Consider the following 19,303-nt stretch of genomic DNA (forward strand, 5'->3'; position numbering starts at 1 on the left):
CGACCGATGACCGCGCCGACGACCAGTCCCGAGCGCCCCGGCCGCGAGGGCAGTGGGGACGGCGTCGACGGTGTGGACGCCGGGAGTGGCGTCGTCGCTGGGGAACGCCGCCGTGTGACGGTCCGTGGCGTGGTCCAGGGCGTCGGCTTCCGGCCGTTCGTCTTCGGCCTGGCCAACGAGCTCCGGCTGGCCGGGTACGTCACCAACACCGGTGAGGGCGTGGTCACCGAAGTGGAGGGCGCTCGCGAGGCCGTGGCCGCGTTCTGCGTCCGGATCGCCGCCGACGCGCCCCCGTTGGCCGTCGTCGAGTCCGTCAGCCACGAGAGCGTCGCCGCCGCCGGTGAGACGGGCTTCCGGATCGAGGCCTCCCGGTCACAGGGCCCGCGACGCACGCTGGTCTCGCCGGACACGGCCACCTGCGCCTCCTGCCTGGCCGAGATGACCGACCCGGGCGACCGCCGCCACCGGCACCCGTTCATCACCTGCACACACTGCGGCCCGCGCTTCACCATCGTCGCCGGCCTGCCCTACGACCGTGCCAACACCACCATGGCCCGGTTCCCGATGTGCGCACGCTGCGAGCGCGAGTACACCGACCCGGCCGACCGGCGCTTCCACGCCCAGCCGGTGGCCTGCCACGACTGCGGCCCGACGCTGCGACTGCTACTCGCCGCCGAGGACGGCAGACCGGTCGTGGCCCCCGACCGCGACCCGGTCGCCGCCGCCCGACGCCTGTTGGCCGAAGGCCGGATCCTGGCGGTCAAGGGCCTCGGTGGCTACCACCTCGCGTGCGACGCTCGCAACGCGGCGAGCGTCGCCCTGCTGCGCCGCCGAAAGAACCGTGGCGACAAGCCCTTTGCGCTGATGGCGGCCCAACTCGCCGACGTCGAGCCGCTGGTGCGCATCGACGACAGCGAGCGCCGACTGCTCACCGGCAACCGGCGTCCGATCGTGCTGCTACGTCGTCGCAGTGACGCAGCGTCAGAATCGATCGCGGCCGAGGTCGCTCCCGGCAGCCCCGATCTGGGCGTGATGCTGCCCTACACGCCGCTGCACCATCTGCTGCTCGGCCTTCCCGGCGACCCGCCCGGCCCGCGGCTGCTGGTGATGACCAGCGGAAACCTCGGCGGTGAGCCGATCGTCACCGACGACGAGGAGGTACTGACCACGCTCGCGCCGCTGGTCGACGCGTGGCTGACGCACGACCGGCCGATCCATGTGCCGTGCGACGACTCCGTCGTCCGGGTCGTGGACGGCGAGGAGCTGCTGGTCCGGCGCTCGCGCGGCTATGCGCCGTTGCCGGTCACGCTGGCGTTCCCGGTCCGTCCCACGCTGGCGGTCGGCGGGGACCTGAAGAACGCCTTCTGTCTCGGGCAGGAGCGGCACGCCTGGCTCTCCGCGCACATCGGCGACATGGACGACCTCGCCACGCTCACCGCGTTCGGGCGCGCCGAGCGGCAGTTGGAGAGCATCACCGGCGTCACCCCGACCCTGCTCGCCGCCGACGCTCACCCCGGCTACCGCGCCTCGGGCTGGGCGCGCCGCCACGCGGGGGAGCGGTCGGTGCGGTCGGTGCAGCACCACCACGCGCACGTGGCCGCGGTGATGGCCGAGAACGGCCTCGACGGGACCGCCCCGGTGCTCGGCGTCGCCTTCGACGGGACCGGCTACGGCGACGACGCGGCGGTCTGGGGCGGCGAGTTCCTGCTCGCCGACTACGACGGCTACCGACGGCTCGCCCATCTCGCCTACGTCCCGCTGCCGGGCGGCGACGCGGCGGTGCGCCGCCCCTACCGGATGGCCCTGGCCCACCTCTTCGCCGCCGGACTGCCATGGGACGATCGCCTGCCCTGCGTCGCCGCCTGCCCGGACGACGAACGCTCAGTGCTGGAACGGCAGTTGCAGCGGGGCTTGGCCTCTGTGCCGACGTCGAGCGCGGGCCGCCTCTTCGACGCCGTCTCGTCCCTCGCGGGCGTCTGCCACCAGGCACGCTACGAGGGGCAGGCCGCCATCGAGTGGGAGGCGGCGGCCTACGCCTGGCTCCGCGACGACGGCGCGTCCGGCCGTGGCTACCGCTTCGGGCTCGTGTCTCCCAGCGGGGGCGGCGACGCACCGTTGCGGCTCGACCCCGGGCCGGTGCTGGCCGCCGTCGCGGCGGACGTGCTCGCGGGTGCGCCGGCCGGCCTGGTCGCCGCCCGCTTCCACACCGGCCTGGCCGACGCGGTCCGCCACGTCTGCGCGACCCTCCGGGAGCGCACCGGCGTCGCGACCGTCGCCCTGAGCGGCGGCGTCTTCGCCAACGCGCTGCTGGCCGCCGGATGCGCCCGCGGGCTGCGGGACGACGGCTTCACCGTACTGCGCCACCGCCTGGTCCCGCCCAACGACGGCGGCCTGGCGCTGGGCCAACTCGCCGTCGCCGCCCACGTGGAACGACACGACTGACAAGGAGAGAGCGCCCATGTGCCTTGCGGTACCCGGCAGAGTCCTCGAGATCGAGGAACGGGACGGAACCAAGATGGCCACCGTCGACTTCGGCGGTGTGATCAAGGACGTGTGTCTGGAGTACCTGCCCGACCTCCAGGTCGGCGAGTACACCATCGTCCACGTCGGCTTCGCCCTGCAGCGACTCGACGAGGAGTCGGCACGGCGCACCCTCGCGCTCTTCGAGGGACTCGGGCTGATGGAGGAGGAGTTCGGCGACCAGTGGGAGATCGCCGCCCGCGCCGCCGCCGGGTCCGACGGCACCGACGGAGCCGACGGAGCCGGCGACGTCGACGCGCAGCGGGAGGCGCAGCGGTGAAGTACCTCGAGGAGTTCCAGAACCCCGACCTCGCCCGGCGGTTGCTCGACGAGATCCACGCCACGGTGACCCGCCCGTGGGCGCTGATGGAGGTCTGCGGCGGACAGACCCACTCCATCATCCGCCACGGGATCGACCAACTGCTGCCCGAGCAGATCGAGTTGATCCACGGGCCCGGTTGCCCGGTGTGCGTGACCCCGCTCGACGTGATCGACAAGGCACTGGAGATCGCCTCCCGTCCGGACGTGATCTTCTGCTCCTTCGGCGACATGCTGCGCGTCCCCGGCACCGGCCGCGACCTGTTCCAGGTGCGCAGCGAGGGCGGCGACGTACGCGTGGTCTACTCGCCGCTGGACGCACTGCGGATCGCGCAGCAGAACCCCGACAAGCAGGTCGTCTTCTTCGGCATCGGCTTCGAGACCACGGCCCCGCCCAACGCGATGACGGTGCATCAGGCGCGCAAGCTCGGCATCCGCAACTTCAGCCTGCTGGTCTCGCACGTCCGGGTGCCGCCCGCGATCGAGGCGATCATGAGCTCGGCCGACTGCCGGGTCCAGGCGTTCCTGGCCGCCGGGCACGTCTGCAGCGTGATGGGGATCGAGGAGTACCCCGAGCTGGCCGAGCGGTTCCGGGTGCCGATCGTGGTCACCGGGTTCGAGCCGCTCGACATCCTGGAGGGCGTCCGCCGCGCGGTGCGCCAACTGGAGCGCGGCGAGCACACGGTGGACAACGCCTACGAGCGCGCCGTCCGGCCCGAGGGCAACCTGGCGGCCAAGGCGATGCTCGCCGACCTGTTCGAGGTCACCGACCGCGCCTGGCGCGGCATCGGGATGATCCCGCACAGCGGCTGGCGACTTGCCGAGAAGTACCGCGAGTTCGACGCCGAACACCGGTTCCAGGTCGGCGAGATCGCCACCCAGGAGCCGGCCGCCTGCCGCGCCGGCGAGGTGCTCCAGGGGCTGATCAAGCCGCACGAGTGCGAGGCCTTCGGCACCGCCTGCACCCCGCGCACACCGCTCGGCGCGACCATGGTCTCCAGCGAGGGGGCCTGCGCCGCGTACTACCTCTACCGGCGTCTGGGCGGCACGCCCACCAGGCCCGAGCAGAACCAGCAGACCCTGGAGGGGACCTCCGTTGGCTGACACCCTCGACGTCGCGGCACCGTCCGCACCGTCCGCAACGTCCGCACCGTCCGCGACTCCCGCGCCGGACTTCTCCGGCTGGACCTGTCCCGCTCCGCTGCGCGACCTGCCGCGCATCGTGATGGGCCACGGCGGCGGAGGAACGCTCTCCGGCGAGCTGGTCCAGCACGTCTTCGCCCCGGCGTTCGGCGGGGAGCACCTTGCGGCGCTCGGCGACTCCGCGCTGCTCGACATCGGCGGCGCCCGCCTCGCCTTCTCCACCGACTCGTTCGTGGTCCGGCCGCTCTTCTTCCCCGGCGGCAGCATCGGTGACCTGGCGGTCAACGGCACCGTCAACGACCTGGCCATGAGCGGCGCCCGACCGCTCTACCTCTCCTGCGGGTTCATCCTGGAGGAGGGCGTCGAGACGGCCACCGTCGCCCGCGTCGCCCAGGCCCTCGGCGCGGCGGCCCGCAGCGCGGGCGTCGAGGTGGTCACCGGCGACACCAAGGTGGTCGAGGCCGGCCACGGCGACGGCCTCTACATCAACACGGCGGGCATCGGTGTGGTCCCGACCGGCGTCGACATCCGGCCGCAGCGTGCGGTGCCGGGGGACGTGGTCATCGTCAGCGGGCCGGTCGGCGTGCACGGCGTGGCCATCATGAGCGTCCGCGAGGGTCTGGAGTTCGGCGTCGAGATCCAGAGCGACTGCGCCTCCCTCGGCGGCCTGGTGCAGTCCATGCTCGGCGCGTGCCAGGACCTGCACGTGCTCCGCGACCCCACCCGCGGCGGCCTCGCCGCGGCGCTCAACGAGATCGCGCAGGCCTCGTCGGTCGGCGTGGTCGTCCAGGAGCGCGCGGTCCCGGTCCCGCCCGAGGTCGCCAACGCCTGCGCGATCCTCGGCCTCGACCCCTGGTACGTGGCCAACGAGGGCAAGCTCGTCGCCTTCGTCCCGCGCGCCGACGCGGACGCCGTCCTCGCGGCGATGCACGCCCACCCGCTGGGCGCGCAGGCGGCGATCGTCGGCGAGTGCACGGACGACCACCCGGGCATGGTCGTCGCCCGCACCGGCCTCGGCGGCACCCGCGTCGTCGACACGCCGCTCGGCGAGCAGTTGCCGCGCATCTGCTGATCGGCATCCGATGGGACGGGCGGGCTCAGGAGCGTCCGGCCTGCCCGACCATCGCCGGCCACCGAGCGGGCGGCAGCTTCATTTCCACCGCCGTGTCCAGCAGCTTGAGCTGATGGCGAGTCAGCTTCGGCTGCACATGTCGCCGATGGCGAGGGAACATCAGATTGGGAAGGTTGTGCCAGGGCAGTTCGACGGCGGGCAGCACGTCGGGCTGGCGCAACTCGTATGCGCTGTAGGCGAGTCCGGCCGCCTGGGCGACCCGGGCGACCTCGGTCTGACGCATCCCGAGCCCCGGCATGGTGAGCAGCCGCTGGCTCCTGGCGTTCAGCAGCAGGATCCGCACCTCTTCGGCGTACCGGTAGCGCTCCTTCAGCCAGACCAGTTCCACGGGCACGTCGGCCAGCGGCCCGCCGAGGAGCGACGGCGACGTGGCCGGATCGAGCGGAACCCTGACGGTCCCGGCGGGGCCGCAGCAGAGCACCAGGACCCGGCGGCTGGAGCTCCACTGGACGTAGGCGCTGCGGAGCCACAGCTCGTCCTCGGGAATGAGTTCCTTCACGCCTTGCGTCTCCTGGATCCGGCGCCGAGAGGGACGGGCGCTGCACGCGGCCCTGAAGCCGCCGGGTGCGGGCAGGAACCGGTCGGGAACCAGGCGGCCGGACCGTCCGCCGGTCGGATCGAACTCCTGCGGCTGGTCCTGCCCCGCCCGCGCGGCCAGGACCTGCGCCTCCTCCAGCACCCGCCCGGCGCGCACGTTCCGCCGCAGGGCGGCCGGGGCGAACTGCCAGAGCGCCGTCTCCACCAGCAGCGGGACCGGTGTCAGCAGTGCGGCCCACACGGCCCAGGCGCCCGACCCGAGTGGCAGGGCCACGGCCGCGACCAGTGCCGGCACGGTGCCGAGCCGCAGCGCGATACGGCGGCTCAGACGTCGCAGCCGCAGCGCGTCCGCGAGACCCTCCTCGGGGGCGGTCCAGACCCGCCACCCGACCGCGGTGAGCAGGCACGGCAGGCCTGCGGCCCACCACACCTCCCGTCCGGAACCGGTGCCCTGCAGAAAGCCGACGGCGAGACACACAGCTCCGGCCACGGCCGGAGCGGCAGTCCGCACATACCTGCGGCGGCGCATCCAGAACGCTCTGCAGCGGTACCGCAGAAGGGATGTGACATTCCGCTTGACCATGTCCACGACGCGTCCCCACTTCCCCGTGTGCGCCTTGCGGCGGGAGTCGGTCTAGGGCAGCTGCACGTGGCGGAACCGCCGGGGGAAGAGCCGGGCGGGAAGACTCCGCCACGCCGGCTCGTCCGCAGGCAGTCGCAGCTCGTAACAGCTGTAGGAGAGACCGGCGGCCTGGGCGACCCGGGCGACCTCGGTGTCGCGCATGCCGAGTGCCGACATGGTCAGCAGGCGTCGGCCGACCGCGTCGAGGAGCAGGATCCTGACCTCCGTTCGTTGGTCCCGGTGTTCGCGCAGCCAGATCAGCTCGACCGGTACCGCGGGCAAGGGCGCGCTGGGCGTGGGCGGCGGCGCGTCCGGGCCCAGGGGGAGCTCCAGGGTGCGGCCGGGTGCGTACGAGAGGGCCAGGGCCGTCCCGGTCCAGCTGACCGCGGCGCTGCCGATCCACTGTTCGTCCACCCAGCCGAGGTCGTGACGGCCGCGCACCAGACGGATCCGGCCCCGGTTGGGTCGGGCGGTGCAGGGCTCGCCGAACTCGCCGCGCGCCGGAGTGAAGCGGCGAGGTACCGGTCGGCCGTACCTCCCGCGGGCCGGATCGAAGACCAGCGGCCTGACCTGATGCACCCTGGCGGCCAGCGCCTGGGTCTCCTCCAGCAGGCGACCGCTGCGCACTGCCCACCGCAGCCCGGACGGCGCGAACAGCCACAGCACCGTTTCCACCAGCACCGGAACCGGTGCCAGCAGTGCCGACCACACTGCCGCGACGCCGACGTCGTGCGCGAGCACGCCCCGAGTCGCGAGCCAGAGCGGCAGGCCGACCGACGCTGCCGTCGCCAGAACTGTGGTCACCCGCAGGGCGATCCTCCGGCTCAGCCGCCGCAGGCGGAGCGCGTCCGCCTGACCCTCCTCCGGTGCCGTCCAGGCCCGCCACCCCACGGCCGTGACCAGCAACGGCAGGGCGGTGGCCAGCCACAGGTCCCGGACGGCGGCGGCGTGATGGTCGGCTCCGACGGCGACGCAGACCGCTGCGGCCAGCGCCGGCCCGGCGGTCAGCAGGTTCCTGCCGAGTCGCCTCCAGAACACTGTGACCCGGTACTGAAAACGGGATATGACAGCCCGTTGCATCACGTCCACGGCGCTCCCCCGATCCCCCGTGTGCGCCCGACAGGAGGAGTATCCGCCCGAATCGGCCCTCGGGTACCCCAGTCGGACACTTTCGGTCCCGGTTAGGCCCACCTCTACGCCGGTTGCCGGTGGTCCGGTGCGGTGGTGAGCTTGAGGGGAGCCCAGAACCGGCAGAGCAGCGTGGGGAAGCGGGTGACGACGGGATGAAGGCGAAAGTAGGTGACCGGTTGCGCTTCCTGGGACACCAGGTGGGCGCGCCCGACCACTTCGGTCGGGTGGTCGAGGTGATGGGCAAGGAAGGCGATCCGCCGTACCTGGTCGAGTTCGACGACGGGCACCGGGCCGAGGTCTTCCCCGGGACCGACTGCGAACTCGAACACGCGGGTGCCCATCACAGCGCCGCGTAGACCGCAGAGAGCCGAGAAGACGAGCCGTAGCCCCGCGCAGCCGCGCGGGGCTACGCCATTCGAGTGAACGCCGGTTCGGGGCTGCCGGATCGCCGAGATCTCTGGGGAGACCGGACCGGGGCCGCGCCTCGGGCGCGCGCACCCGACCTCCGAACGGCCCAACTGCGTCGCCGGAAGCAATGGAATTCCGGCCGCGCGGCACGTCTGGGGCAGCGGACGGGTACGGCTGCGCCCATGTGTGCAGCAGCAGCTCCGTCCCAGGTCCCCGCTTCGGCCGCCTCGGCTGCGTCCGACACCGCCGCCGCGCTGGAGGGCGCCGACGTGCTGGTGCTCTTCGGCATCACCGGCGACCTGGCCAGGAAGATGATCCTGCCCGCCCTCTACCGCCTCTGCGAGAGCGGCCTGCTGACTGTGCCCGTCGTGGGTGTCACCACCCGCGCCTGGGACGACGGCATGCTGCGCGCGCACGCCCGGGACGCGGTGACAGAGGCGGTCACCGACTTCGACGAAGCCGTGTTCCAGCGCTTCGCCGCGCAGCTGTCCGTCGTCGCCGGGGTCCACGCCGACCCGAACACGATGAAGCCCCTCGCCGAGGCGATCCACGGATTCGCCGCCGTCTACCTGGCCGTCCCGCCGTCGCTCTTCCTTCCCTTGGCCAAGGCACTGGCCGAGGCCGGGCTCAACCGCAGTGCGCGGCTGGTCGTGGAGAAGCCGTTCGGTCACGACCTCGCCTCCTGCCGCGAGCTGCAGACCGATCTGGAGCGGTACTTCGACGACGACCACCTGCTGCACGTCGACCACTTCCTCGGGGAGGAGGCCGTGCGCGGCCTGCCGGGCCTGCGCACCGCCAACACGCTGCTGACCCCGGTCTGGAGCCGCGACTGGATCGACAACGTGCAGATCACCCTGGCCGAGGACTTCGGCGTCGAGGACCGCGGCTCCTTCTACGACGCGGTCGGCTGCATCCGCGACGTGATCCAGAACCACCTGCTGCAACTCCTCGCCTACCTGGCCATGGAACCGATCGGCACCGAGGCGCTGCGGACCAAGGGACAGCCCGACGCCCAGGCCAAGGCAAAGGCCCGCGCGGCCGAGGCCCTGCGTCTGCTCCAGGCGGTACGCACGATCCGGCCCGAGGACGCCGTCCTCGGCCAGTACCAGGGATATCAGCAGGTGACCGGGGTCCGACCCGACTCGACCACCGAGACCTACGCGGCGCTGCGCCTCTCCATCGACAACGAGCGCTGGTCCGGGGTGCCCTTCTACATCCGCAGCGGAAAGTGCCTTGCCGCCACGGCCACCGAAGTGGTCGTCCAACTGCGCGCACCGTCGTTGATCGCCGGTACCCAGCGGGGAGGCGGCGGCAGCCACGGCACGCCGCCCGACCTGATCCGGTTCCGGGTCAAGCCGAACCCCGGCCTGACGTTCGCCGTCACCCTGGAGCGCCCGGAACCGCCGCACGAGCGGGTGACCGGCGCGGCCGGCGTCGACTTCGAGACGGTGCTCGGCCGTGAGCCGCTGCCCTACGAGACCGTGATGAACGCGGCGATCGTCGGCGACCCGATCCCCTTCGCCACGTTCCCCTGCATCGAGGAGGCCTGGCGGATCGTGGCGGACGTGATCGACACCGGCAGCCGCCCGATCCCGTACGAGCAGGGCAGTTGGGGGCCGGATGCCGCTCGGCGGCTCGTGCCGGGCGAGGGCTGGCACCAGCCGCTCTGGGCGCTGCCGGGCACGTGAGCGGGTTAAGTGGCGGGTTGTGCGGGATGGGCGTGCGCTTGAGGTATGAGCGACGACGACATCATCACCGCCTGGACGGAACGCCTGCGGATGCAGGCTCCCGGCCTCTCGCCCGAGCGGGCGCGCCTCTTCGTGCGGGACCTGTTCTACGCGGCCCAGCGTGAGCTGGACAAGGAGCAGGCGGAGGCCGACTTCGACCGCGAGGAGTAGCCCTCAGCAGGGCCGCCGGGAGATCCCGTCCAGGGATCCGTCCGGAGAGATCAGGGCACGATCACCAGCTTGCCCCGGGTGTGACCGGTCCGGCTGGCGTCGAAGGCGGCGGCGACCCGGTCGAGCGGGAAGGTCTGCGCGACCTCCACGGTCAGCGCGCCCCGGTCGATCACGGTGGCCAGTTCGGCCAGCTTCACGCCGTCCGGGCGGACCCAGATCCACATGCCGCCGTGCTGCTCGACGGTCGGGTCGGCGACGGACGCGTTCCGCCCGCCCGGCGCGAGCACGGCCAGGGTGACCTCCAGCTGTCCGCCGACGAAGTCCGCGACGGCGGTGACGCCGTCCGGAGCCAGGGCGCGGACCCGCTCGGCCACGCCGTCGCCGTAGGCCACCGGCTCGGCTCCCAGCTTGCGCACGTAACCGTGGTTCCGCTCCGACGCCGTGCCGATCACCTTGGCCCCGCGGTCGACGCCCAGCTGCACGGCCATGCTGCCCACGCCGCCCGCCGCGCCGTACACCAGCAGCACGTCGTCCGGGCCGACGCCCATCCGATCCAGGGTGCGCAGCGCGGTCAGGCCCGCCAGCGGCAGGCCGCCCGCCTGGGCCCAGTCCAGCGAGGCCGGCTTGCGGGCGACGTGCTGGGCGGAGACCGTGACCAGCTCGGCGAAGGTGCCCGCGTGGATGTCGTCCTTGCGGGCGTAGGACATGACCGGGTCGCCCGGTGCGAACTCGGGCGTGTCCGGGCCGACGGCGACGACCGTTCCGGCCACGTCCCAGCCCGGGATCACCGGGAAGACGGTGTCCATCATCGGCTCCAGGCCGCCGGCCATGACCTTCCAGTCCACGGGATTCACCCCGGCGGCCCGGACCTTGATCAGCACCTGGCCGGGCCCGAGCTTGGGATCGGGCACCTCGCCGTACCGGAGCCGGGAGTTGTCCACGGCAAAGGCTTCGTATGTCACTGCGCGCATGAGCAGACCTCCTCACAGCCATCCTCTGCTCGTCGGCCGCAGCCCGCTCGCCGGTGCCCGGACCCAGGGAAATCCCGGTGACCCGGTTGCAGCAGCGGACCGCGCCGGGGGCTGCCGTGCGTGCCAGCATCGGAGGCGTGCCCCCACGGTCCGGTTCGACCGCCGCGTGTCGCTGGGCATCCCGGCGGGTTCGCCCCTGACGCCGCAGCAGAAGCAGCAGTACGAGAAGCAGCAGTTCGGCAGTACAGGCAGAGGAGCCACCCCATGGCGAGCGACCCCACCCGCCGCACCGGCAGTTCCGTCCCCGCATCCGTCCCCGCGCGCCAGGCGTGGTGGGCGGCGCACGACCCGGCCCTCGAACTCCAGCACCTCTGGGGCGAGGTGAGCCGCCTGTTCGAACGCGCCGCGCAGGACACCTCGGAGGCGCCCCGCCACTGGATGCCGGTGGCCGAGGAGGAGGACACCGGCGATGCGTACGTGGTCCGCGCCGAACTCCCCGGCGTGCCGCGCGAGCGGGTCAGCGTGGAGCTGGACGGCAAGGAGCTGCACATCTCCGGCACCGTGGACGAGACCTCCGGGGGCAGCGCCCTCCGCCGCCGGACCGGCTCCTTCGCCTACGGCATCCGCGTGCCCGGCGACGTCGACAGCGCGGGCATCCAAGCCCGGCTCACCGACGGGGTGCTGACGGTCACTCTGCCCAAGTCCGGCCAACCGGCCCGCCGCAGCATCGACATCGCCGTCGCGGAGTAGTCAGCCGCTCAGCCGCTCACAGATAACAGGACTTGGGCGACACCGTCACCACGCGCGGCTTCCTGACCCGGATGTACGTGGCCGGGCTGGCGACGACGACGGCCTCGTGCCCGTCCTCGTACTCGACCCGGTAGAGCGGGGCGGCGCCGCCGCTGAGGACCTCCTTGACCTTGGCGATCCGGTCGTTGGATCCGGCCGGGCCGTGCATCAGCAGCCAGTCCCCTTTGGCAGCCTGCATCGGGATCGCCTCCCAGGTGGCGCGGACGGCGGACACGTGAGAAATCCCCACCAGTCTAGGACCGCGTCCCGGACCACGCCGTCCGAGTCGCTGCCGGGCACGGGCGTGGTCCGGCACGTAGCATCGCAGCAGTAGACCCGCGCCGAGGGAGCCTTATGGCTATTCCGCAGTCCGTCGTCGTGCCGCCTACCCGCGCGGCGGTATTTCTCGTCGGCACGATCGCCGAGGGGGGCGAACGGACCGTCCGCGACCTGCTCCAGAACCTGGCCGGCGTCATCCGCACGGTGGCGTTCCGCGCCCCGGGCGACGGGCTCGTCTGTGTCGCGGGCGTTGGCTCCGAAGCCTGGGGACGGCTCTTCCCCGGCGGCCCGCGGCCGCGGGAACTGCACCCGTTCAAGGAGTTGGACGGCCCCGCCGGGCACCGCGCCCCGGCCACCCCGGGCGACCTCCTCTTCCACATCCGCGCCCAACGCATGGACCTATGCTTCGAGTTGGCCCGCCAGGTGACGGACCACCTGGGCGACGCCGTCACCGTGGTCGACGAGGTGCACGGCTTCAAGTACTTCGACGAGCGCGACCTGCTCGGCTTCGTCGACGGCAGCGAGAACCCGACCGGGCCGACCGCTGACGCCGCCGTCTACATCGGCGACGAGGATCCGCTGTTCCAGGGCGGCAGTTACGTGATCGTGCAGAAGTACCTGCACGACCTGGCCGCGTGGACGGCACTGCCCACCCCGGAGCAGGAGAAGGCGATCGGCCGCCACAAGTTCAGCAACGTCGAGTTCCCCGACGACGTCAAGGCGCCGAACGCGCACATCGCCGTCAACACCGTCGTCGAGAACGGCGTGCAGCGTCAGATCGTGCGCGAGAACATGCCGTTCGGCGCTGTGGGGAGCGGCGAGTTCGGGACCTACTTCATCGGCTACGCGCGCACCCCGGCGGTGACCGAGCGGATGCTGGACAAGATGTTCCTGGGGGATCCGCCGGGCAACACCGACCGCATTCTCGACTTCTCGACGGCCGTCACCGGCTGCCTGTTCTTCGTGCCGAGCGTGGACTTCCTGAACGCCGTCACCGTCGGCGGCAGCGACGCCGGCTCGCTGGGTGTCGGCAGTCTGAAGGACACCTGAACCAGTGTGAAGGAGCTAGGAGATACCGGTATGAACAATCTGCACCGGGAGTTGGCCCCGATCACCCCGTCCGCCTGGTCCCAGATCGAGGAGGAGGCCCGCAGGTCGTTCAAACGCCATCTGGCGGGCCGCCGGGTCGTCGACGTGACGGGCCCGCAGGGCCCCGAGTTGGCGGCCGTCGGCACCGGACACCTCAAGGACATCGAGCCCCCGACCAGCGATGTCCGTGCCCGGCTCCGCGAGGTCCGGCCGCTGGTCGAGCTGCGGGTGCCGTTCACCGTCAGCCGTGCGGCCGTTGACGACGTCGAGCGCGGCTCCCAGGACTCCGACTGGCAGCCGGTCAAGGACGCCGCGCGGGTCATGGCCTTCACCGAGGACCGCGCCGTCTTCGACGGCTACCGGGCCGCCGGCATCGAGGGTATGCGCGCCCACAGCTCCAACTCGGTGCAGACGCTGCCCGCGGAGCCCGACGGCTACCCGGACGCCATCAGCAGCGCCCTCACCGCGCTGCGGCTGGCGGGCGTCGACGGCCCGTACTCGGTGCTGCTGGGCGCGGACGAGTACCGCGCGGTCAGCGAGACCTCCGACCACGGCTACCCGATCGCCAAGCACGTCGCCAACATGATCGACGGCGAGGTGATCTGGGCGCCCGCGCTGACCGGCGCGTACGTGCTGACCACGCGCGGCGGCGACTTCGAACTCCGGCTCGGCCAGGACCTGTCGATCGGCTACAGCACGCACGACCGGGAGAACATCGAGCTGTACTTCCAGGAGACGCTCACCTACCTCACCTACACGGACGAGGCTGTCGTGGTGCTGCGTCCCTGACCAGCCCACACGAACAGGACCGGGCCGCTTCGGCCCGGTCCTGACTCATGAGGTGCTCGGGTGAGGTGCCCGGGTAGCTGTCAGGTGTAGCTGGACGGCGGGAAGTCCTCGCGGTCCTTGCGGTGGACGCCCTTGTCGGGGGCGAGTTCGCCCTCGGCGACCTCGCGGTCGACCTCGGACTCCTCGCCGCTGTACTGCGCCTCGGAGCTGGGCTCCGCCTCGGGGTCCAGGCCGACCTCCTCGCGGTCGACCTCGGTGCGCTCCTCGAGCTCGTCCTCGTCGGGGCGGCGCGGAAGGCCGCCTCCGTGGCCCGTGTCGGGATTGCCTTCGACGGTCTTGTTGGACTTGTGGTGGTGCGCCATGTCTCTCTCCTTACGCCTTCGCCTTGTCCGCCGCGTCCGCCGCCCGATCCTCCGTGCCGTCCGACTCGTCCTTCTTCTCGCCCTCGCGGATGGTGCAGTGCAGCGAGTCCTTCTCGACGTCGGCGACGATCGTGTCGCCCGGCCCCGCGACCCCGCCGAGCAGCAGCGACGCGATCCGGTTGTCGAGCTCGGACTGGATCGTGCGGCGCAGCGGGCGCGCGCCGAACTCGGGCTGGTAACCGTGGGCGAGCAGCAGCTTCTTGGCGGCCTCGGTGACCTCCAGCGTCATGCCCTGGGCCGCGACCCGGCGCTGGCTCTCGTCCAGCAGGTGGTCGAGGATCTGCGACAGGTCCTTCTCCGAGAGGGCGTGGAAGATGATGATGTCGTCGATCCGGTTGAGGAACTCCGGCAGGAACCGCCGCCGCAGGTCCTCCATCAGCTCGTCCTTGATCTCGGAGACGTCGCCCTCGTGCTCGATGATCCGGTGCGCGCCGACGTTGGAAGTCATGATGACCACGCAGTGCCGGAAGTTGACGGTCCGGCCCTGGGCGTCGGTCAGCCGTCCGTCGTCGAGGACCTGGAGCAGCGCGTTGAAGATGTCCGGGTGGGCCTTCTCCACCTCGTCGAAGAGGACCACGCTGTAGGGCTGGCGGCGCACCTTCTCGGTGAGCTGGCCCGCCTCCTCGTAGCCGACGTATCCGGGAGGGGCGCCGACCAGGCGGGCGACGGTGTGCTTCTCCTGGAACTCGCTCATGTCGAAGCGGATCATGCGGTCCGAGTCGCCGAAGAGCTGCTCGGCAAGGGTCTTGGCCAGCTCCGTCTTGCCGACGCCGGTCGGGCCGAGGAACATGAACGAGCCCACCGGGCGGTTCGGGTCGCCCATGCCGGACCGGTTGCGGCGCACCGCCTCGGAGACCGCGGTGACCGCCTCGTCCTGGCCGACGACGCGGTCGTGCATCGCGTCCTCCAGGTTGAGCAGCTTCTCCTTCTCGCTGGCGGTGAGCTGCGAGACGGGGATGCCGGTGCGCCGCGAGATGACGTCGGCGATGTCGTTGGGGGTCACGGTGATGACGCCGGGGCGGCCCTCCGTGAGGTTCGCGAGCTGGTCCTCCTCGACGTCGATCCGGCCCTTGATCTCGGCGGCCTTCTCGAAGTCCTCGCCCGCGACCGCCTGGTCCTTCTCCCGCTTGAGCTGGGCGATCCGCTCCTCGCGGTCGGTGACGTCGGTGGACGGGCCGGACGAGCGCAGCCGGACTCGGGCGCCGGCCTGGTCCATCACGTCGATGGCCTTGTCGGGCAGGAACCGGTCGCTGATGTAGCGGTCGGAGAGTTCGGCGGAGGCCGCCAGGGCCTCGTCGGTGAAGCGGACACCGTGGTGGGCCTCGTACGCGTCGCGCAGGCCCTCAAGGATCTGCACGGTCTCCTCGACGGTCGGCTCCGGGACCAGCACCGGCTGGAACCGGCGTTCGAGCGCCGCGTCCTTCTCGATGTGCTTGCGGTACTCGTCGATGGTGGTCGCGCCGACCACGTGCAGTTCGCCGCGGGCCAGGGCGGGCTTGAGCATGTTGCCCGCGTCCATCGACCCCTCGCCCGCCGAACCGGCGCCTACGACGGTGTGCAGCTCGTCGATGAAGAGGATGATGTTGCCCGCCGAGTCCTGGACGTCCTGGATGACCTTCTTCAGGCGCTCCTCGAACTGCCCTCGGTACTGGGTGCCCGCGACCATGCCGGACAGGTCGAGGGAGACGACGCGCTTGCCCTTCAGCGTCTTCGGGACGTCGCCCGCCACGATCCGCTGGGCCAGGCCCTCGACGATGGCGGTCTTGCCGACGCCCGGTTCGCCGATCAGGACCGGGTTGTTCTTGGAGCGACGGGAGAGGATCTCGACGGTCTGCTCGATCTCCTCGGCGCGGCCGACGACGGGGTCGAGCTTGCCCGCCTTGGCCTCCTCGGTCAGGTCGCGGCCGAACTCGTCGAGGGTGGTGGCGGGCTTCTGGTCGGCGGGCGCGGCGCCCTCGGCGCGGCCCGCGCGGTCGGTCATGCCGCGCAGGTTGTTGACGTCCACGCCGGTGGAGCGCAAGGCCCGCAGCGCGTCTGGGTCGGCGTCGGCGAGCAGCGCGCCGAGGATGTGCTCGGGGCCGATGTAGGAGGCGCCGCTGGCCTGGGCGTGCTCGTAGGCGGTGGCCAGGGTGCGCTTGGCGCCGGGCGTCAGCCCCGGCTCGCCCGTCTCGCCGGAGCCGCGCGGCAGCACCTCGGAGAGCTTGGACGCCAGCGCGTCGGGGTCGATCCCGGCGCGGGCGATCAGCGAACGCGACGGATCGACCTGCGTGGCGGCCCAGAGCAGGTGCTCGGTGTCGAGTTCGGTCTCTCCGTCCTGTTCGGCGCGGTTCGCGGCCAGGTTGATCAGTTCCTGGGAGGACTCGGTCAGGAGCCGTCCGATGGGCACCCGCTGCACGTTCGGAGGCGAGGACGCGGGCGACATTCCGAAGAAGCGGTTCAGCAGATCGCTGAACGGATCGGACGAGCCGAAAGCTGAACCAAACGACATCGACATGACAGCTCCAGGTACGGAGGGGACTACCCACCACTCAAACCCGAGACGTGCATGCCCGCAAACGCAGCGGAAAGCCCTGGCCGGAGGCCGAACTCGCCCGTCTGACCTGCGCCTTCCCGCGCGCTCAGGCGACGCGTCGGGTAGCCCGCCCGGGAGGTGGGGCGGGGCTTCGGGAGGGGAGTTGACCGCAGGCGCGATTGCCTGGCAGGCGGTGATCGACAGCACTAGCCTGAGCGCACGGACCGATCATCGGCTCGTAACCCCGCACGGTGGAAGGTGAGTCCTGTGAGCGCCCCCGAGGAACCGAAGGTCGAGCTGGAGCCCAGCGTGGGCGCCGTTCCCGCGGAACGTCCGGAGTTCCACCCCTACCACCACCCCGCCGCCGGCTGGGGAGCGGCCAAGAGCGTCACCAAGTTCCTGACGCGCGAGGGCGAGTACGTCGACGGCCCGCGCGCGATCATGAAGATGAACCACGAGAACGGCGGCTTCGACTGCCCCGGCTGCGCCTGGCCCGACGACGTCAAGGGCCTGAAGCTGGACCTGTGCGAGAACGGCATCAAGCACGTCACCTGGGAGATGACCCGCAAGCGGGTCGACCGCCACTTCTTCGCCGCGCACACGGTCACGGAGCTTGCGGAGTGGAGCGACTTCGCGCTCGAGGACCAGGGCCGCCTCACCGAGCCGATGGTCTACGAGGCCGCCACCGACCACTACGTGCCGATCAGTTGGAAGGACGCCTTCGAACTCGTCGGCCGCACCCTGCGTGAGCTCCCCGACCCTAACCAGGCCGCGTACTACACCTCCGGACGGCTCGGCAACGAGGCCACCTTCCTCTACCAGCTGATGGCCCGCGAGCTCGGCACCAACAACCTGCCGGACTGCTCCAACATGTGCCACGAGGCCAGTGGACGCGCGATGCAGGCGTCGCTCGGCACCGGCAAGGGCACCGTGGACCTCAAGGACTGGGAGGCCACGGACGCGCTCTTCATCATGGGCGTCAACGCCGCCTCCAACGCGCCTCGGATGCTCACCGCCCTGGCCGAGGCGTACAAGCGCGGCGCTCAGATCGTGCACATCAACCCGCTGGTCGAGGCCGCGGCCACGCGCACGATCATCCCGCACGACTTCGTCGACATGGCGCTCAACAAGTCGACGAAGACCAGCACGCTCAACGTCCAGGTGCGCATCGGCGGGGACATGGCGCTGCTGCGCGGCGTGGCCAAGGCGGTGCTGGAGCAGGCGAAGAGGGACCCCAAGGCGCTGGACCAGGAGTTCGTCGACCGGTACACCGAGGGCTTCGAGAAGTACCGGGAGGCCTGCGAGGCCACCTCGTGGGAGGAGATCGAGCGCCAGGCCGGCGTCTCCCGCGCCGAGATCCTGCGGGTGGCCCGGATCTACGGGGACGCCGACCGCAGCATCATCAGCTGGTGCCTGGGCGTGACCCAGCACGAGCACGGCGTCGACACCGTGCGGGAGATCGTCAACCTGCTGCTGCTGCGCGGCAATCTGGGACGCGAGGGCGCGGGCCCTTCGCCGGTGCGCGGGCACAGCAACGTGCAGGGCAACCGCACCTGCGGCATCGACCACCGGCCCAGCGAGGAGTTCCTCACCCGGCTGGGCGAGGTCTGCGGGATCGAGCCGCCGCGTGCGCACGGCAAGGACACCGTCACCACCATCGAGGCGATGCACCGTGGCGACGTCAAGGTCTTCGTCGGGATGGGCGGTAACTTCGCGCTCGCCGCGCCGGACACCCCCTACACCTACGCGGGCCTGCAGTCCTGCGAGTTGACGGTGCACGTCAGCACCAAGCTGAACCGCAGTCATATCGTGCACGGACGCCAGGCGTTGATCCTGCCCTGCCTCGGCCGGACCGAGAAGGACCAGCAGCGCGGCGGCGAGCAGAGCACCTCCGTCGAGGACTCGATGAGCATGGTGCACCTGTCCCGCGGCATGAAGCGCCCGGCCTCGCCGCACCTGCTCTCGGAACCCGCCATCATCGCGGGCATCGCGCGGGCGGCGCTGCCGGAGAGCAGGACGCCGTGGGAGTGGTACGTCGAGGACTACGACCGTGTCCGCGACACCATGGCCAAGGTGCTGGACGGCTTCGAGGACTTCAACCGCCGGGTCCGGCTGCCGCTCGGCTTCCGGATCAAGCAGCCCGCGCGCGAGCTGGTCTTCCTCACGCCCTCCGGCCGCGCCGAGTTCTCCGCCGCGCCGCTGCCCGACGTCGTCCCCGAGCCGGGGATGTTGGCGCTGGGCACCATGCGCTCGCACGACCAGTGGAACACCACGATCTACTCGGACAACGACCGTTACCGGGGCGTCAAGAACCTCCGCACGCTGGTCTTCATGAACGCGGACGACATGCGCGAGCGCGGCATCACCGAGTTCGACGCGGTCGACATCGTCGCGACCGCGCGGGACGGCTCCAAGCGCTCGGTCCAGGGCTACCTGGCCATCCCGTACGACATCCCGCGTGGCTGCGCGGCCGGGTACATGCCGGAGATGAACGTGCTCTGCGCGATCGGCGACTACAGCACGCAGAGCGACCAGCCGATCATGAAGCACCTGAAGGTGACGGTGACCAGGGCGCTGTGAGTCACAGCAGGCCGAGCAGCAGGTAGGCGCGCTCCCGCTGCTCGGGCCTCGTCCAGGCCCGCGGCAGGCAGGCAGGCAGGCAGGCGGTCGACGCGCAGCCGGGGGCCGGATGGCCTTAACTGGTCAGAGGGTTGCCTGCCCTGCCGCCCGAGGCCTTGCGAGG

Annotated in this window: 17 protein-coding genes; 11 read left to right on the forward strand and 6 right to left on the reverse strand. The window is 71.5% G+C overall.

Annotated elements, in window-relative coordinates:
- The first annotated feature begins 6 nt into the window (after positions 1 to 6).
- From hypF to hypE, 4 genes are all read left to right on the forward strand, one after another.
- Entirely contained in the window at positions 7 to 2,442 is a 2,436-nt protein-coding gene (gene hypF / locus I2501_RS12290; protein ID WP_196193949.1) for a carbamoyltransferase HypF, read from the forward strand.
- A gap of 16 nt (positions 2,443 to 2,458) precedes the next feature.
- The gene (locus tag I2501_RS12295) at positions 2,459 to 2,800 is read left to right on the forward strand and encodes a HypC/HybG/HupF family hydrogenase formation chaperone (protein WP_196193950.1); all 342 of its coding nucleotides are present in this window, start codon (positions 2,459 to 2,461) and stop codon (positions 2,798 to 2,800) included.
- Entirely contained in the window at positions 2,797 to 3,942 is a 1,146-nt protein-coding gene (hypD, locus tag I2501_RS12300) for a hydrogenase formation protein HypD (protein WP_196193951.1), read from the forward strand. The genes I2501_RS12295 and hypD overlap by 4 nt, the downstream gene beginning before the upstream one ends.
- A 121-nt stretch (positions 3,943 to 4,063) precedes the next feature.
- Positions 4,064 to 5,053 (forward strand): hydrogenase expression/formation protein HypE, encoded by a 990-nt coding sequence (gene hypE, locus I2501_RS12305; protein ID WP_196194148.1) that lies wholly within the window; start codon positions 4,064 to 4,066, stop codon positions 5,051 to 5,053.
- Between the two features lie 25 nt (positions 5,054 to 5,078).
- On the opposite strand, the gene I2501_RS12310 is transcribed toward hypE, so the two are convergent.
- Both I2501_RS12310 and I2501_RS12315 read right to left on the reverse strand, forming a co-directional pair.
- Positions 5,079 to 6,140, reverse strand: coding sequence for a hypothetical protein (locus tag I2501_RS12310; RefSeq protein ID WP_196193952.1), 1,062 nt, complete (start codon positions 6,138 to 6,140; stop codon positions 5,079 to 5,081).
- A 144-nt stretch (positions 6,141 to 6,284) separates the two neighbouring features.
- The gene (locus I2501_RS12315; RefSeq protein ID WP_196193953.1) at positions 6,285 to 7,310 is read right to left on the reverse strand and encodes a hypothetical protein; all 1,026 of its coding nucleotides are present in this window, start codon (positions 7,308 to 7,310) and stop codon (positions 6,285 to 6,287) included.
- 245 nt (positions 7,311 to 7,555) lie between these two features.
- On the opposite strand from I2501_RS12315, the gene I2501_RS12320 reads away from it, so the two are divergent.
- The 3 genes from I2501_RS12320 (at position 7,556) to I2501_RS12330 (ending at position 9,709) form a co-directional block, all read left to right on the forward strand.
- Positions 7,556 to 7,759, forward strand: coding sequence for a DUF1918 domain-containing protein (locus I2501_RS12320; protein ID WP_196193954.1), 204 nt, complete (start codon positions 7,556 to 7,558; stop codon positions 7,757 to 7,759).
- Between the two features lie 234 nt (positions 7,760 to 7,993).
- A complete protein-coding gene (locus I2501_RS12325; RefSeq protein ID WP_196193955.1) occupies positions 7,994 to 9,499 on the forward strand; it encodes a glucose-6-phosphate dehydrogenase in 1,506 nt (501 codons plus the stop codon).
- A 45-nt stretch (positions 9,500 to 9,544) separates the two neighbouring features.
- Positions 9,545 to 9,709 (forward strand): hypothetical protein, encoded by a 165-nt coding sequence (locus tag I2501_RS12330; RefSeq protein WP_196193956.1) that lies wholly within the window; start codon positions 9,545 to 9,547, stop codon positions 9,707 to 9,709.
- Between the two features lie 50 nt (positions 9,710 to 9,759).
- Here the strand turns inward: I2501_RS12330 and I2501_RS12335 are convergent, their stop codons facing one another.
- Positions 9,760 to 10,680, reverse strand: coding sequence for an NADP-dependent oxidoreductase (locus I2501_RS12335; protein WP_196193957.1), 921 nt, complete (start codon positions 10,678 to 10,680; stop codon positions 9,760 to 9,762).
- A 264-nt stretch (positions 10,681 to 10,944) separates the two neighbouring features.
- On the opposite strand from I2501_RS12335, the gene I2501_RS12340 reads away from it, so the two are divergent.
- Positions 10,945 to 11,430 (forward strand): Hsp20/alpha crystallin family protein, encoded by a 486-nt coding sequence (locus I2501_RS12340; RefSeq protein WP_196193958.1) that lies wholly within the window; start codon positions 10,945 to 10,947, stop codon positions 11,428 to 11,430.
- Positions 11,431 to 11,446: 16 nt separating this feature from the next.
- Here the strand turns inward: I2501_RS12340 and I2501_RS12345 are convergent, their stop codons facing one another.
- A complete protein-coding gene (locus I2501_RS12345; protein WP_328806329.1) occupies positions 11,447 to 11,704 on the reverse strand; it encodes a DUF1918 domain-containing protein in 258 nt (85 codons plus the stop codon).
- A gap of 119 nt (positions 11,705 to 11,823) precedes the next feature.
- On the opposite strand from I2501_RS12345, the gene I2501_RS12350 reads away from it, so the two are divergent.
- On the forward strand, positions 11,824 to 12,798 hold the full coding sequence (locus I2501_RS12350) for a Dyp-type peroxidase (protein WP_196193959.1): 975 nt from the start codon (positions 11,824 to 11,826) through the stop codon (positions 12,796 to 12,798).
- Between the two features lie 30 nt (positions 12,799 to 12,828).
- Entirely contained in the window at positions 12,829 to 13,626 is a 798-nt protein-coding gene (locus I2501_RS12355; RefSeq protein ID WP_196193960.1) for a family 1 encapsulin nanocompartment shell protein, read from the forward strand.
- Positions 13,627 to 13,706: 80 nt separating this feature from the next.
- Here I2501_RS12355 and I2501_RS12360 read toward each other — a convergent pair whose 3' ends face one another.
- Both I2501_RS12360 and I2501_RS12365 read right to left on the reverse strand, forming a co-directional pair.
- Entirely contained in the window at positions 13,707 to 13,988 is a 282-nt protein-coding gene (locus I2501_RS12360) for a hypothetical protein (protein ID WP_196193961.1), read from the reverse strand.
- A 10-nt stretch (positions 13,989 to 13,998) separates the two neighbouring features.
- Positions 13,999 to 16,542 carry an ATP-dependent Clp protease ATP-binding subunit gene (locus tag I2501_RS12365; RefSeq protein ID WP_196193962.1) on the reverse strand — a complete coding sequence of 848 codons (2,544 nt, stop codon included), beginning with the start codon at positions 16,540 to 16,542 and terminating at the stop codon, positions 13,999 to 14,001.
- A gap of 285 nt (positions 16,543 to 16,827) precedes the next feature.
- On the opposite strand from I2501_RS12365, the gene I2501_RS12370 reads away from it, so the two are divergent.
- The gene (locus tag I2501_RS12370; protein ID WP_196193963.1) at positions 16,828 to 19,140 is read left to right on the forward strand and encodes an FdhF/YdeP family oxidoreductase; all 2,313 of its coding nucleotides are present in this window, start codon (positions 16,828 to 16,830) and stop codon (positions 19,138 to 19,140) included.
- The last annotated feature ends 163 nt before the right edge of the window (positions 19,141 to 19,303 follow it).

Source organism: Streptacidiphilus fuscans (assembly GCF_015690355.1).
Classification (GTDB): domain Bacteria; phylum Actinomycetota; class Actinomycetes; order Streptomycetales; family Streptomycetaceae; genus Streptacidiphilus; species Streptacidiphilus fuscans.

Coding starts and splice junctions, on each gene's coding strand:
- I2501_RS12320 (WP_196193954.1), top strand. CDS start 7,556: ATGAAGGCGAAAGTAGGTGACCGGTTGCGCTTCCTGGGACACCAGGTG.
- I2501_RS12325 (WP_196193955.1), top strand. CDS start 7,994: ATGTGTGCAGCAGCAGCTCCGTCCCAGGTCCCCGCTTCGGCCGCCTCG.
- I2501_RS12335 (WP_196193957.1), bottom strand. CDS start 10,680: ATGCGCGCAGTGACATACGAAGCCTTTGCCGTGGACAACTCCCGGCTC.
- hypF (WP_196193949.1), top strand. CDS start 7: ATGACCGCGCCGACGACCAGTCCCGAGCGCCCCGGCCGCGAGGGCAGT.
- I2501_RS12330 (WP_196193956.1), top strand. CDS start 9,545: ATGAGCGACGACGACATCATCACCGCCTGGACGGAACGCCTGCGGATG.
- I2501_RS12365 (WP_196193962.1), bottom strand. CDS start 16,542: ATGTCGATGTCGTTTGGTTCAGCTTTCGGCTCGTCCGATCCGTTCAGC.
- I2501_RS12295 (WP_196193950.1), top strand. CDS start 2,459: ATGTGCCTTGCGGTACCCGGCAGAGTCCTCGAGATCGAGGAACGGGAC.
- I2501_RS12355 (WP_196193960.1), top strand. CDS start 12,829: ATGAACAATCTGCACCGGGAGTTGGCCCCGATCACCCCGTCCGCCTGG.
- hypE (WP_196194148.1), top strand. CDS start 4,064: ATGGGCCACGGCGGCGGAGGAACGCTCTCCGGCGAGCTGGTCCAGCAC.
- I2501_RS12350 (WP_196193959.1), top strand. CDS start 11,824: ATGGCTATTCCGCAGTCCGTCGTCGTGCCGCCTACCCGCGCGGCGGTA.
- I2501_RS12360 (WP_196193961.1), bottom strand. CDS start 13,988: ATGGCGCACCACCACAAGTCCAACAAGACCGTCGAAGGCAATCCCGAC.
- I2501_RS12340 (WP_196193958.1), top strand. CDS start 10,945: ATGGCGAGCGACCCCACCCGCCGCACCGGCAGTTCCGTCCCCGCATCC.